13 protein-coding genes are annotated in these 14,932 nt (G+C 37.7%); 11 read left to right on the top strand and 2 right to left on the bottom strand.

The window, feature by feature from the left end; all coding sequences use genetic code 11:
• Nucleotides 1-28 precede the first annotated feature (28 nt).
• Complete coding sequence (locus tag GA0061074_RS09250) at nt 29-2,164, top strand: glycoside hydrolase family 36 protein (protein WP_092463411.1); 2,136 nt, start codon at nt 29-31, stop codon at nt 2,162-2,164.
• Between the two features lie 56 nt (nt 2,165-2,220).
• Here GA0061074_RS09250 and GA0061074_RS07510 read toward each other — a convergent pair whose 3' ends face one another.
• A complete protein-coding gene (locus GA0061074_RS07510) occupies nt 2,221-3,144 on the bottom strand; it encodes an AraC family transcriptional regulator (RefSeq protein WP_092463409.1) in 924 nt (307 codons plus the stop codon).
• Nucleotides 3,145-3,479: 335 nt separating this feature from the next.
• Here GA0061074_RS07510 and GA0061074_RS07505 point away from each other — a divergent pair, with 335 nt between their 5' ends.
• Nucleotides 3,480-4,850 carry a sugar porter family MFS transporter gene (locus GA0061074_RS07505; protein ID WP_092463407.1) on the top strand — a complete coding sequence of 457 codons (1,371 nt, stop codon included), beginning with the start codon at nt 3,480-3,482 and terminating at the stop codon, nt 4,848-4,850.
• Between the two features lie 57 nt (nt 4,851-4,907).
• Here the strand turns inward: GA0061074_RS07505 and GA0061074_RS07500 are convergent, their stop codons facing one another.
• Entirely contained in the window at nt 4,908-6,005 is a 1,098-nt protein-coding gene (locus GA0061074_RS07500; protein ID WP_092463405.1) for a GntR family transcriptional regulator, read from the bottom strand.
• 218 nt (nt 6,006-6,223) lie between these two features.
• On the opposite strand from GA0061074_RS07500, the gene GA0061074_RS07495 reads away from it, so the two are divergent.
• From GA0061074_RS07495 to GA0061074_RS07455, 9 genes are all read left to right on the top strand, one after another.
• Complete coding sequence (locus tag GA0061074_RS07495) at nt 6,224-7,837, top strand: xylulokinase (protein ID WP_092463404.1); 1,614 nt, start codon at nt 6,224-6,226, stop codon at nt 7,835-7,837.
• A 3-nt stretch (nt 7,838-7,840) separates the two neighbouring features.
• Complete coding sequence (locus GA0061074_RS07490; protein ID WP_092463402.1) at nt 7,841-8,545, top strand: L-ribulose-5-phosphate 4-epimerase; 705 nt, start codon at nt 7,841-7,843, stop codon at nt 8,543-8,545.
• A gap of 35 nt (nt 8,546-8,580) precedes the next feature.
• Nucleotides 8,581-10,005 carry an L-arabinose isomerase gene (gene araA / locus GA0061074_RS07485; RefSeq protein ID WP_092463400.1) on the top strand — a complete coding sequence of 475 codons (1,425 nt, stop codon included), beginning with the start codon at nt 8,581-8,583 and terminating at the stop codon, nt 10,003-10,005.
• Nucleotides 10,006-10,186: 181 nt separating this feature from the next.
• Complete coding sequence (locus tag GA0061074_RS07480) at nt 10,187-11,035, top strand: aldo/keto reductase (RefSeq protein WP_092463398.1); 849 nt, start codon at nt 10,187-10,189, stop codon at nt 11,033-11,035.
• 222 nt (nt 11,036-11,257) lie between these two features.
• On the top strand, nt 11,258-11,491 hold the full coding sequence (locus tag GA0061074_RS07475) for a hypothetical protein (protein ID WP_092463396.1): 234 nt from the start codon (nt 11,258-11,260) through the stop codon (nt 11,489-11,491).
• Nucleotides 11,492-11,504: 13 nt separating this feature from the next.
• On the top strand, nt 11,505-11,768 hold the full coding sequence (locus GA0061074_RS07470; protein ID WP_092463394.1) for a hypothetical protein: 264 nt from the start codon (nt 11,505-11,507) through the stop codon (nt 11,766-11,768).
• Nucleotides 11,769-12,074: 306 nt separating this feature from the next.
• The gene (locus tag GA0061074_RS07465; protein WP_092463392.1) at nt 12,075-12,806 is read left to right on the top strand and encodes an amino acid ABC transporter ATP-binding protein; all 732 of its coding nucleotides are present in this window, start codon (nt 12,075-12,077) and stop codon (nt 12,804-12,806) included.
• Nucleotides 12,807-12,822: 16 nt separating this feature from the next.
• The gene (locus GA0061074_RS07460; RefSeq protein WP_092463390.1) at nt 12,823-14,304 is read left to right on the top strand and encodes an ABC transporter substrate-binding protein/permease; all 1,482 of its coding nucleotides are present in this window, start codon (nt 12,823-12,825) and stop codon (nt 14,302-14,304) included.
• Nucleotides 14,305-14,437: 133 nt separating this feature from the next.
• Nucleotides 14,438-14,932: an aminoacyl-tRNA deacylase gene (locus GA0061074_RS07455; RefSeq protein ID WP_092463388.1), complete on the top strand. Its 495-nt coding sequence runs from the start codon at nt 14,438-14,440 to the stop codon at nt 14,930-14,932.

The raw sequence follows: 14,932 nt of genomic DNA, 5'->3' as shown, positions 1-14,932 counted from the left end.
AATAGATGTTTTAAACAAGGGGGATAATATGATTGCTACAGATTGTGTACAACGAGTTGCATTGGGGAATACAGAAGTTGCCTTTATGGTTCACGATAATCAAACATTATTGCTAGGAATTGGTGAAAGCCAGAACTATGCTGATAATTATTTGAAATTAGCGGAAGCATATCCGGCATGTTTTAAGTTAACTGAACTACAGATTAGTGGTGAAAACAAGCATATTTCAACACAGTCGAAGGGTGGTCGTTTAAATGGATCTTATGCCGGCACAACATTAGCCTTTAAAGATTTTGAAGAGAAGGCTACTGAAAATGGTAAAATTCTAACGATTAATGAAGAGTCCGAAGAACTAGGTATTAATGTTGTTTCTTATTTTGAAATGTATGAAGACAGCCAGGTAGTCAGGGTTTGGAAAACAATTAAGAACGTTGGAACAGAAGATGTTGGGCTAGAAGCAATTCCAACTATTGCTTATACAGGTGTTATGCAACAAGGATTGTATCCATATGATTACACTGAAAATATGTCATTAATTGTACCAAGCAATGCCTGGGAGGCAGAATTACAATGGCATAGTCATACATTGAAAGATTTGGGATTGGTATATGATGCTGAGCGAGTAGAGCCTAACAGTCAGCGAGTTTCATATTCAAATCGTAACTCATGGTCTAGTGCAGAATACTCACCAGAAGCAATTTTGTATGATGGCAATAGTAAGCAAGTCGCAATGTGGCAAATTGAGAATAATGGTGCTTGGCATTACGAGTTAGGGGATTCTCAAGATGGTTTGTTGAATTTGCAAATTAGTGGACCTGAAGAGCATGATACACATTGGTGGAAGTCATTGTCAGCAGATGAATCATTCACGACTGTGCCAGTTGGTTTCGTTCAAATGACCGGTAACTTTGAAAGTGCTATTGATGAAATGACAAAGTATCGTCGTATTATTAGACGAGCTAACGATGACGATGTGAAATTACCGATTATTTTTAACGATTATATGAATTGCTTAATGGGTGATCCAACGACCGAAAAAGAAATACCATTGATTGATGCAGCGAAGGAAGCTGGTGCAGAATACTTTGTTGTTGATTGTGGTTGGTATGCCGATGGCTTCTGGTGGGACAGCATCGGTGAATGGAAAGAATCTAAGAAGCGCTTCCCAAATGGCTTAATTGAAGTTATGGATTATATTAAGTCAAAAGATATGGTACCTGGATTATGGCTTGAAATTGAAACGATGGGAGTTAAATGCCCATTAATTGATCAATTACCTGATGAGTGGTTCTTCATGCGACACGGTCATAAGGTAAAGGACACGGATCGTTATCATCTTGACTTTAGAAATCCAGAAGTACGTGATTTTGCTACTAAGACAGTTGATCGTTTGATTAATGATTACCATATTGGTTATATTAAGATGGATTACAATACACCAACTGGTATTGGTACAGATTACAATTCTGATAGTGTTGGTGAAGGATTGCTAAGCCATAATCGTGCTTATCTACAATGGGTTGATGAAACTATGGATAAGTATCCAAATCTTGTTATTGAAAATTGTGGTAGTGGTGGTATGCGTCATGATTATGCTATGCTTAGTCGTCATAGTATCCAATCTGCAACTGATCAAACAGATTATATACAAAATGGTGCCATTGCGGCAGTTGGTGCTAGTGCTATGACGCCTGAACAATGTGCCATTTGGTCTTATCCATTGAACGATGGGGATGAAGAAGAAACTATTTATAACATGGTCAATTCAATGTTAGTTCGTGTTCACCAAAGTGGGTACCTAAATGAGCTATCATCTTCACGATTTGATTTGGTTAAGGAAGGTATCAGTGTTTACAAGTCATATCGTGATATGATTCCAAATGCTGTGCCAGTTTGGCCAACAGGATTGGCTAATATCAATGATTCTTCAACTTCATATGGATTAATTGCTGGTGATAAATTGTTGCTTTCAGTATCTAATGTAAATGAATATCAAGGTGATATGACATTAGACTTGCATGAATATGGTCATGCTGAAGATGTAAAGCAAATTTATCCACAAAATGATGAGCAAGTTTCATATAAATTGTATAATGATCAATTACAAGTGAAGTTCCCACATGATAAGATGGCTAGATTATATGAAGTTAAATTAAATAAGTAAAAAAGCTTATAAATAAAGACTCGTAGGTTACCGGTATTGGTAGTCTACGAGTCTTTTTAAATTTCATCTAAGTGATTCAACTCCTGTGTAAATGGGATGTCTGGATTACGCGTGTTATTGTTAACATACTCTTTTGTATAAGTATTGCGATATTGGGTCGGTGTCATGTTCGTTAATTTTTTAAATAAACGCATAAAATATTTATCATTTGTAAAGCCTAGTTGATAGGAAATCTCTTTTATAGATTTAGATGTTGTTAGTAAAAGTTCCTGTGAGAGTGTGATTTTTTCGTTATGAATATAATCTAAAGTACTTTGCTGTTGGTATTTTTGAAATAGCCTTGTTAGATAAACAGACGAAATGTTAAATTTATCTGCTACCTGTGCAACGGTAATGTTTTCATAAGCATGTAATTTTATCCAATTACAGATTTGTTCCATTCGTTGGCTAGATTTATCAGTAGCCTGTTGTGTTGCATTTTTAAGATATTGATTACTTAGTTCAATTAAGAGTGCAGTTAGTAAATAATTACACTGAAGTAAGTTATTTGGTATTTCTGCACTGTCTAATAGTTGTTTTGTTAAAACGATTATTTTGTTTATTTCACTTATTTTAAAGAGTTGCGGTAGGAATATTTCATTATAATGTTGTCGAGTGAATTTTTCGTTTTTATTATATTTTTCAATTTCATTTGTATTCAAAAGAAAATGAATCCAATAATGTTTGGTTGTAGTTTCGGTTGCTTTAAAACCAAAGTGTGTCACAAACGGTGGTACTAAAATACAGTCACCCTCTTGTACCGCAAATTTAGTATGGTTGATATCAAGATAAATGGTACCTTTAGTTACGACCATGATCTCGTAATCACCATTTTTATTATTTGTTAAATTGTGTTGCCAACCGGGTTCGCCAATGAATTCACCTGCTTTAAATAGAGTGAAAGGGCCAGAAAGTTTTGCTTTGTATACCAAAGTAGTCATATATACACCTCTATGTTTTTATATATATACCATAGAAATAATTTTAACTTATTTTGTATGCGCTTACAATTTTTATATTGAGTAATTTGTTAAAAAAATAAATTTAAATTCCTTAAAAAGCCGTTGTAATGGCAATTTTAACCAGATGATCCAGTGAATTTGTATGTTAATTTGTATGTTTTTTAAAAAATACTTTTAATTTGTCCGCACAACATGTATAATAAATTTGTTGATGAAAACGGTTACACTTATTCTGCTGTGTAAATCATTGTTTTCAATAAAATTTTTAGTTTAGGACTGTGTTGGAAATAACATGGTTTTGGAGGGAATAATTCATGTCTGAGAAGAAAATTTCTAGTAAATTTATTTACTTCTTCGGAGCCTTTGGGGGTATCTTATTCGGGTACGATATCGGTGTTATGACGGGGGCTTTGCCATTCTTACAGAGTGACTGGAACTTGTCTGGTGGAGGAGTTACCGGTTGGATAACATCATCATTGATGTTAGGAGCTGTGTTTGGTGGTGCGATTGCTGGTCAGTTGTCTGATCGTTTAGGTCGTCGTAAGATGGTTCTGTATTCAGCAGTTTTGTTTATGATTGGTGCCGTTTTGGCGGGAGTTTCACCTCATAATGCTGTTGCATACTTAATCTTCACACGTATTATTTTAGGAATTGCTGTTGGTGCTGCATCTGCGCTAGTGCCTGCTTACATGTCTGAAATGTCACCTGCTGAAAAGCGTGGTAGTCTTTCAGGAATTAACCAATTGATGATTGTTTCAGGAATGTTGATTTCATACGTTATGGACTTCTTGCTAAAGGGTCTTCCTGAACATATTGCATGGCGTTTGATGTTAGCTTTGGCTGCCGTACCTGCTTTGATCTTGTTTATCGGAGTGCTACGTTTGCCTGAATCACCACGTTTCTTGATCAAAGCTGGACGTAATGATGAAGCACGTCAAGTATTGAGCTGGATCCGTAAGCCAGAAGAAATTGATTCTGAAATGCAGGGAATTAAGGAAACTGCTGCCATTGAACAAAAGGCTGAAAAGTCTACTTCATGGGGCTCATTGTTAGAAGGACGTTACCGTTATCTTGTTATTGCCGGTGTAACGGTCGCATTTTTCCAACAATTCATGGGAGCTAATGCTATTTTCTACTACATTCCTCTTATTGTTGAAAAAGCCACAGGTCAAGCTGCCGCTGATGCGTTGCTATGGCCAGTTGTAAACGGTGTTATTTTGGTTCTAGGTGCTTTGTTCTACATGGCAATCGCCGAAAAGTTTAGCCGTCGTGGCTTGTTAATCCTTGGTGGAACGGTCATGGGTCTTTCATTCATCCTACCATCAATCATTAACTCATTTATGGATACAAATCCAATGATGATTGTTGTCTTCTTGTGCATCTTCGTTGCATTCTATGCCTTTACTTGGGCCCCATTGACATGGGTTTTGGTTGGTGAGATTTTCCCACTAGCTATTCGTGGACGTGCTTCAGGATTGGCATCATCAATGAACTGGGTTGGATCATTCGCTGTTGCTTTGGTCTTCCCAATCATGACTGCTTCAATGTCACAAGAAGTGGTGTTCGCAATCTTCGGTATTATCTGTCTTGCAGCTGTCGCTTTCGTTATGTTCCGTGTACCAGAAACTCGTGGTCACTCACTTGAAGAAATCGAAAAGATTGGTGCAGAAAAGGGTAAGAATTAATATATTGTTTAAAAAAGGACGAGACAGAATTTCTGTCTCGTCCTTTTTAATATGCATTTATTCTTCATTGGCTATGTCAGCGCTTGATGAAGAATTACGAATAATAATGTCTGGTTCGTAAATAACATCATGACCAGGTTGACCATCAATGATATTCAATAAAATTTGAGCTGCATCGCGGCCCATTTTACGCTTTGGATGGCGATTCGTTGTTAGGCTTGGCGTCATGTAAGTTGAGAGACCATAATCATCAAAACCAACAATGGCAATGTCTTCTGGAATTCGAAAACCAAGTGATTTAACGAGATCAATGGTTTGGATAGCCAATGAATCGTTGTATAACGCAAGTGCAGTAGGCGCATTTGCTGATTCCAGATAGGTTTCAATTTTATTTAAAATAAGCGCATTGTTTTCTTCATCATTTGATTGATACATGATGATATTACTATCAAGTGCGTAATCTGGTTTTGTTTGGAAGGCTTTATAGAAACCTTGCATACGATGAGCACCTTGAATATCGTCAACTTTAAAGACACCTAGAATACGTTTATGTCCTTGCTTAATTAAATGCTGAACTAATTGTGCTTCTGATTCAATATCATTGACAGCTAAGCAATTAAAATCTAAATCTTCATATTTAGAATTAATAAAAACAGTTGGTATATTTAGCTGTTTGATTTGATCATATAAATCTTTATTGGGATTGGGTAGGGCAGACATGGTTGGTTCAATGATTAGTCCGCTAACACCACTTTCAATGATTCGTAGTAAACTACGACGCTCACGATCAAACGTATTGTGGGTGTTACTGATGAAGACGGCGTAACCGGCATCGGAAACCACTTGATCAATACCACTGATAATTTCGGGGAAGATGTAGTCAGCTAGGTGAGTAGTAACAACCCCAATTACTTTATTTTCAGTTTTAGCGGCAGGCGTTTTTTCCCAATCATTAACATACATCCCATCCCCCTGAATGCGGTAGAGATAGTGTTCTTGCTCTAGACCTGCTGTGGCACGCCTTACTGTGTAGCGACTAACATTATATTGTTTCGTTAATTGTGCTTCGGTTGGCAATTTATCACCGATAGCAAATTTTCCAGAAATGATATCGTTGCGGAGCCCTTTTTTGACAACGTCATATTTAGTATCCATAGTATGTTAGCTCCATTCCTAATTAATACCTTATATTATACAAAAAAGTGAGGTTAGTAACAAAGTTATTTAAAGTTAGTTTGTTATTAAAATGATGTATGGCATTGTACATACAAATTTTTATGTTTTTTACTTGATTTGTTCGGACAAATGTTTTATTATAATAGTTGTAAACGGTTACAAAATAATATTGATTCTCATTTGAGGGGAATAAAGTAATGAATAAAGAACAAATTCAAGAACAAATTACGACAGGAAAAGCCGCTTTGGGGGTTGAGTTTGGATCTACTCGTATTAAGGCAGTGCTAGTTGCAACTGATGGTTCAGTCATTGCAGTTGGTAGCCATAATTGGGAGAACAAACTTGAAGGTGGTGTTTGGACATACTCATTGGAAGATGTCTGGACCGGCCTACAGAGTGCTTATAAAAACTTAACCGAAGTTGTTAACGATGAATATGGTGTAAAGGTTACACAACTAGCATCATTTGGTATTGCTGCTATGATGCACGGTTACTTAGCTTTTGATAAAGATGATCAATTGTTAGTACCATTCCGTACTTGGCGTAACGCCATCACTGGTCAAGCATCAGCTGAGTTAACAAAGTTGTTTGATTTCAATATTCCACAGCGTTGGAGTATTGCACATTTGTATCAAGCAATTTTAAACCAAGAAACGCATGTTAAAGAAATTAACTTCTTTACGACATTAGCTGGGTATGTTCACTGGCGTTTGACTGGTGAAAAGGTAATTGGTATCGGGGATGCATCAGGTATGTTCCCAATTGATTCAGAAACGCATGATTACAATCAAGCAATGATGGATCAATTTAGTTCATTGAAGACGGTCCAACAATACTTGTGGACGCTTCGTGATATTCTACCAACTATTAAGGTAGCCGGTGTGGAAGCCGGAAAGTTGACGGCAGTGGGTGCTAAGTTATTGGATCCATCAGGTACATTACAAGGTGGTGCAATCGCAGCAGCTCCTGAAGGGGACGCTGGTACAGGAATGGTTTCAACTAATTCTGTTAAGCAACGTACTGCTAATGTGTCTGCCGGAACATCAGCCTTTGCCATGGTTGTTTTGGAAAAGGAATTGTCACAAGTTAATGAAAACATTGATATGGTGACAACACCAGATGGTTCAGCTGTTGCAATGGTACACATCAACAACAGTACATCAGAAATTAATTCATGGGCCCGTGTCTTTACTGAATTTGCAGCCGCAATTGGTGCAACAGTAACGGGTGGTGAAATCTTTAGTGCATTGTTCAACAGTGTATTAAAGGCTGATCCTGATGCTGGTGGTCTATTGAGTTATGGTTACCATTCAGGTGAGAACATTACTGGTATGGCTGAAGGTCGTCCAATGTTTGTTCGTACACCAAATGCTAAGTTTACTTTGGCAAACTTGATGCGCATGCACATTTATAGTGCTTTCGGTGCTATGAAGATTGGTTTGGACGTCTTGGCTAAAGAAAACGTTGCAATGGATTCAGTTATTGCACAAGGTGGTATCTTTACAACACCTGTTGTTGCACAAAAGATGTTGGCTGGTGTAATGAACACACCTGTTACGTTAATGAAGAATGCTGGTGAGGGTGGTCCATGGGGAATGGCTATCTTGTCACAATTCGTTGTTAATCGTGAGGCCGGTCAATCATTGGCTGATTATCTAGATAATGATGTGTTCCAATCGCAAGAGAGTACGACAATTGAACCTGATCCAGAAGACGTTGCTGGCTTCACAAAGTTTATGGAGCGTTACCAAGCTGGTTTGCCAATTGAGCAAACAGCTATTGATCAGATGCCAATTGTTGAGGAGGATTAATTAATGTTAGAAGATGTTAAGCAACGTGTTTATGATGCTAACATGGCTTTGCCCAAGCATGATTTAATTAAGTTTACTTGGGGAAACGTTTCAGAAATTGATCGTGAAAGTGGCTTGTTCGTTATTAAGCCTTCAGGGGTACCATATGACGAATTAAAGCCAGAAGACATGGTCGTTGTTGATCTTGATGGTAAGGTTGTCGAAGGTGATCTTAACCCATCAAGTGACACGGAAACACACCGTGTCTTGTATAAAGCATTTCCAGAGGTCGGTGGTATTGTGCACACGCACTCACCATGGGCAGTTTCATTCGCACAGGCCGGCATTGATTTGCCAGCTGCTGGTACTACTCACGCCGATACATTTTACGGTGATGTACCAGTCGCTCGTCAGATGACTGATGAAGAAATCCAAGGCGAGTATGAGCTTGAGACTGGTAATGTTATTGTTGAAACGTTTAAGAAGCGTGGTATTGATCCAATGGCTGTGCCAGCTGTATTGGCACAAGATCATGGACCATTTACGTGGGGACCATCTGCTGATAAGGCAGTATATAACGCAGTTGTTTTGGAAGAATCTGCAAAGATGGCTTACCATACGATTATGTTAAACCCACATAGCATTCATGTTTCACAAGCGTTGTTGGATAAGCATTATTTGCGTAAGCACGGGGCTAATGCTTATTATGGTCAGAAGTCTAAAGACTAGTTGTTGTTACGATATATTTCAGGGGGAAATAGAACATGTTTAACACAGAGAATTACAAGTTTTGGTTTATCACAGGATCACAATTCCTATATGGTCCAGAAGTATTAGATAAGGTTGAAGCAGACGCAAAGGATATCGTTGATAAGTTGAACGAATCAGGAAAGCTACCATACCCGGTAGAATTCAAGTTGGTTGCAACAACTTCAGAAAATATTGCTAGTGCTATGAAGGAAGCTAACTATGATGATTCTGTTGCCGGAGTCATTACTTGGATGCACACATTCTCTCCAGCAAAGAACTGGATTCGTGGAACACAATTGCTACAAAAGCCTTTGCTACACTTCGCTACGCAATACCTAGAGGAATTGCCATACGAAACAATTGATTTTGATTACATGAATGCTAACCAATCTGCTCACGGTGATCGTGAATACGCATTTATCAATGCTCGTTTGCAACTAAATAACAAGATTATTTATGGTCACTGGGCTGATGAAGAAGTACAAACACAAATTGGTAAGTGGATGGACGTTGCTGTTGCATACAACGAATCATTCAAGATCAAGGTTGCTGCATTCGCTGATAAGATGCGTAACGTTGCCGTAACTGATGGTGATAAGATTGAAGCACAAATCAAGTTTGGATGGCGTGTTGACTACTGGGCAATGGGCGACTTGGTTGAAGCTGTTAATAACGTTAGTGAAGAGGACATCGACGCTAAGTATGAAGAGCTACAAGATGTTTATGACTTCGTTGTTGGTGACAACACACCTGAGAAGTTTGAGCACAGTGTAAAGTACCAAATCCGTGAGTACTTTGGTTTGAAGCACTTCATGGATGAACATGGTTACACAGCTTTCACTGATAACTTTGAAGACTTGTATGGTCTAGAACAATTACCAGGTTTGGCATCACAAATGTTGATGGCTGAAGGTTATGGATTTGCTGGTGAAGGTGACTGGAAGACAGCTGCCTTGGACCGTTTGATGAAGATCATGTCACACAACAAGCACACTGTCTTCATGGAAGATTACACGCTTGATTTGCGTAAGGGTCACGAAGCTATCTTGGGATCACACATGCTTGAAGTAGATCCTACAATTGCTTCAGACAAGCCACGTGTTGAAGTTCACCCATTGGATATCGGAGACAAGGCTGATCCTGCACGTTTGGTATTCAGCGGTATGGAAGGGGATGCAGTTGATGCAACTCTAGCTGATTACGGTGACGAATTTAAGTTGATGTCATATGATGTTCGTGGTAACAAGCCTGAAGCAGAGATGCCATCATTGCCAGTTGCAAAGCAACTATGGACACCAAAGCAAGGTTTGCGTGATGGATCAGTTGGTTGGTTAACACTTGGTGGTGGTCACCACACTGTTCTATCATTTGACATTGATTCAGAACAATTGAGCGACTTGGCAAAGATGTTTGGTCTAACATACGTTGATATTAAGTAAATTACACACAAAACTATAGAATCTCACATAAAAATATAAAATCTCTCATATAAATAGTCAGTAATGATGTGTTGCTAAAATACATATTGTTACTGACTTTTTACGTTGTCTGGTATGATATATACTAGGTATAAATATAGATAAATTAAAAGTGTCATGTAAAAGGGGAACAAGTAACACAATGGATATAACGACAAAACTTCAATTAGCAGATGGTTATCAGATGCCGCAACAAGGGCTAGGTTTATATAAAGTAACAGATCAAGATAACTTAACTGAAGTGGTTAAAACAGCATGGGACACGGGATATCGTTTGTTTGATACGGCACAAATGTATCAAAATGAAGCAGAAGTTGGTAATGCTTTGCAAGAACTAGGTGTTTCTCGAGAGGATTATTTTGTCACAACTAAAGTTGCGGAGAGTAACCAAGGTTATGATGCAACCCTTGCATCAGTTGAACAATCATTAAAGGATTTGCAGATGGATTACGTAGATCTATTGATGGTTCATTGGCCATTGCATGAGCAATTTTTCGATACATGGCGCGCATTTGAACGGTTGCAAGCAGAAGGACTAGTTAAGTCTTTGGGAACATCAAACTTTGGTATGATTCACTTACAGTATCTAGCTACGCAAGCTAATGAGATGCCTGTAGTTAATCAAATTGAGAACCATCCCCATTTAGTACAACCTGAATTGCGTGATTTTTTGCGTGAAAATAATATTGTGACGCAGGCTTGGGCACCGCTTGGCCGTGGTTCAGTGTTAGAAGAACCCGTCATTGTTGAAATTGCTAAGAAGTATCATAAATCACCAGCACAAGTTGTTTTGCGTTGGCACTTGGCAAATGGGACCAGTATTATTCCAAAGTCTGTCCATCCGCAACGTGTCATCGAAAACGGTGATATTTATGATTTTTCATTAACTATTGATGAAATTATCGCCATTGATCAATTAAATAATTTTACACGAATCAGTCAAGAACCTGAACAAGTCTATGAACGTGGTGGTCAATATCCACATCATTAATAAATGAGGCTTCAGACTTTTGGAGCGTGTTTATGCTGTAAACCTTGCGTGCTGATAATTAATACGGTTTTAACGAAATGACATTGGGACATCATCTTTTGTTCCAATGTCATTTTTTTATAAAAAATGTGACATTTTACTTAGTTCAAATCGTTAGTATAAGTGTCAGCAAATAAGCTGATAATGCGAATGGCCATTCGATACAAACGAAGGAGAATAGATATGTTAGAAAATAAGCCAACTCAAGTAGACGCGATTAAGGTAAAAATTATTGGTAAAGCAGGCGGAAATTTTGTTGTGAACCGTCAATTCTATGTCAAAAAGGGCACGACAGTGATGGAGTTGTCTGAATTAGCACAAATTATGCGTCAACTTGGTGCTGAAGATACGATTGAGAAGATTATTACCGTAGATACGAAAGAACATGCTTTGGTACCCACAAAAGCTGGTGAATAAGGAGGAAGCGACTATGGATCAAGTATTGGAATTATCATTTATGGCTAAGCAAGATGGCAATGGGACAACCCCAGGTAAGGTAACGGTGTTAAAGTTAAAGAATCCTGATGCTACATTAACTCGTGATACCGTCTATCAAGCGATGTTGAAGCTTACTAGTTTGGGATTCTTGATGAATGCCAAAGGTGAACCAATGACATTAGGAACACCTTATATGGCACAACTAGCAGTTACTAATAAGAAAACTATTTTTGATCTTACACAAAAGGCAGCATAATTAAATTAATGAATAAAAGCACTGAATATGACATTGGTAATGTATATATTCAGTGATTTTTGCATAATTAAAACTAAATTAAGCTATTTTTTGAATTTTTATTGCATAAATTATCGTTAGATGCTAATATTTATACATCGATAACGAATGGTAGTTAGGCAGTGGGTGTTTGGGTAATTAAAAAGCATGTATATATTCATTTTTAATGAATAAAAATATGAATTTAAACAATTAAAGCCCTATTTATTGTATATAATTTCAGTTATTGTTAGTATTTATTGGTTAGCAATGGATGGGAGTCAAAATATGGCAATTTTAGAAATCAAAGATTTACACAAAGAGTATGGCAAAAATACAGTATTAGAATCAATTAATGCTGGCGTTGAAGAAGGCGATGTAATCGCAATTTTAGGTCCTTCAGGAACAGGAAAGTCAACATTATTACGTGAGTTAAATATGTTGGAACATCCAACATCAGGTGCAGTAATTTTTGAGGGACAAGATATTACGCAAGCTGATGAAGCAAAACTTGATAAAATTCGTCAGGATTTGGGGATGGTTTTCCAAAGTTTTAATTTGTTTCCTAATATGACTGTTTTAGATAACGTTAAAATCGCATTGGTCAAGGTTAAGGGAATATCTGATGCTGAAGCAACGAAAACTGCTAAGAAGTTCTTAGAAAAGGTTGGGGTTGCTGATAAGGTTGATGTTTATCCAGCTTCATTATCAGGTGGTCAACAACAACGTGTGGCAATCGCGCGTGCGTTAGCCATGAATCCTAAGATTATGTTGTTTGATGAACCAACATCAGCACTAGATCCTGAAATGGTTGGTGAAGTTTTGAAGACAATGCGAGAGTTAGCACAAGAAGGTATGACAATGCTGGTTGTGACTCACGAAATGGGCTTTGCTCGTGAAGTAGCATCAAAAATTTGGTTTATGAGTGATGGTGAAATGACGGCGTACGATAATCCAACAAGCTTTTTTGAGAATTCTGGTTCAGAACGTGTGCAAAGTTTCCTAGCAAAGATGTTGTAAGAGGAGCATTTTATTTATGAAAAAATGGGTTAAAAAACTAGCCGTGTTAGCCATGACGGTTGGCTTGGTAATGAGTAGTGGCTTAGGCGTTATGGGTATTTCATCAGTAAGTGCAGCACAGACTGATCCAACATTAGATCGGATTAAGAAATCTGGTAAATTGGTCGTTGGAACATCAGCTGATTATGCACCATATGAATTCCATACGACTGAAAATGGTAAAGATAAGATTGTTGGGTTTGATATTGCAGCCGCTCGTGAGATTGGTAAGCAATTAGGTGTTAAAACCGAAATTCAAGAAATGAGTTTTGATGCGTTGCTTGGAGCAGTTAAAACCGGTAAAGTTGATATGGTTGTTGCAGGAATGACTGAAACGCCTGAAAGAGCAGAAGAAGTTAATTTTTCAAAGCCATACTTTATTGATAAAAACGTTGTATTAACGTTAAAGCAAAATAAAAACAAGTGGGCAACGTTAAAGCAAATTCGTTCAGCTAAATTGGCTGCACAAGTTTCTTCTAAGCAAGATGATTTAGCACATGAAATCACTGATAAGAAAGTTGTGTCATTGAAGAAGATTACTGACGAAGTAACACAACTAACACAAAAGAAGGTTGATGGTGTTGTTGTGGCAAGTACAACAGCAAAGAGTTACTTACAACAAAGTGATCAATTTGCTGTTTCACCAGCTAAGTTGCCTGGTATTAGTAATGGTTCTTCTGTTGTTATGAATAAGAACGCAACTGTGCTACAAGCAAAGGTTGATAAGATTTTGGACGACCACATTATTGGTGCACCATTAAAGAAGATGCAAGATCAAGCTATCCAGCAAATGAATAAAAAAGAATCATTCTTCCATAAATATGCGCCTTACTTCATTAAGGGAACAGGTTATACAATTGGCCTAGCCATTATTGGTGTATTCTTTGGAATTCTTTTGGGAATCATCTTTGCTTTGATGAAACTATCATCTGTCCGTGTATTTAGATGGTTAGCTTCAGCTTATATTGAAGCTGTTCGTGGTGTACCATTGTTGATTCAAGTATTTATTGTTTACTTTGGTACGCAAGCGATTGGATTAAATGTTTCAAGTTTCTTAGCTGGTGCTATTGCAATGTTCTTGAACTCAGCTGCCTATGTCGCTGAAATTATTCGTTCAGGAATTCAAGCAGTACCGGCCGGACAAACTGAAGCAGCGCGTTCACTAGGATTTACTAAGGGCCAGACAATGCGTTACATGGTGTTACCACAAGCTATTAAGAATATCTTGCCAGCTTTGGGTAATGAGTTCGTAACGGTTATTAAGGAAGGTTCAGTTGTCTCAGTTATTGGTGTTGGTGAATTAACATTCCAAACATCAGTTGTGCAAGGTGCTTCATTTAAGCCGTTTATTCCATTGATTATTACCGCAGTGATTTACTTTATTTTGACATTTGGTATTAGCCGTTTGTTGAATTTGTTTGAAAAGAGATTACGTAAGTCTGATAAGACGATGGGTTAATAAAATAATATTTACAGGATGGGGCATGCCAATTTTTGGTTGTCGCATCCTTTTTGTATGTCAGAGATACAAATTTGGCTAATATTTCACAATAGCGTATATTAAAATAGATAAGATAGTAAGGAGAAGCGAAATGGCAAAGAAAACGCGTATTAAAAAAATTTTAGTAGAACAAATTTTGGATAAAGCGGACATTCCATATGAAACGATTGTTTTTTCTGGTGGTATGCAACGCGACCAGGCTGAATTGGATGCGTATGGACTAACCGATCATGATATTTATAAGACATTAGCTTTGGAAGGTAATGTTACTGGCCCGGTAATTGGTATTGTCCCTGTTGATGCTCATTTAAATGAAAAAAAGTTGGCAGCTGTTTCTGGTAATAAACGAGTTGATATGATTCCAACAAAGAATTTGCAAAAGACAACGGGATATGTGCATGGTGCGAATAATCCTGTTGGTATTTGGCAAACGAAAAAGTTCCCAATCTATTTTGATGAGAGCGCTAAAGAGGCAGGGACAATCACTATTTCCGCAGGTGAAGTAGGTCGCTCAATTCGTGTTGATGCAGTTGCTTTAGCAGAGTTTGTTCACGGTCAGTTTGCTAAAATTCGTACGGATGAATAA

The organism is Weissella bombi, from assembly GCF_900094835.1.
GTDB lineage: Bacteria > Bacillota > Bacilli > Lactobacillales > Lactobacillaceae > Weissella > Weissella bombi.
This window is presented reverse-complemented; position numbering and strand designations above follow the sequence as displayed.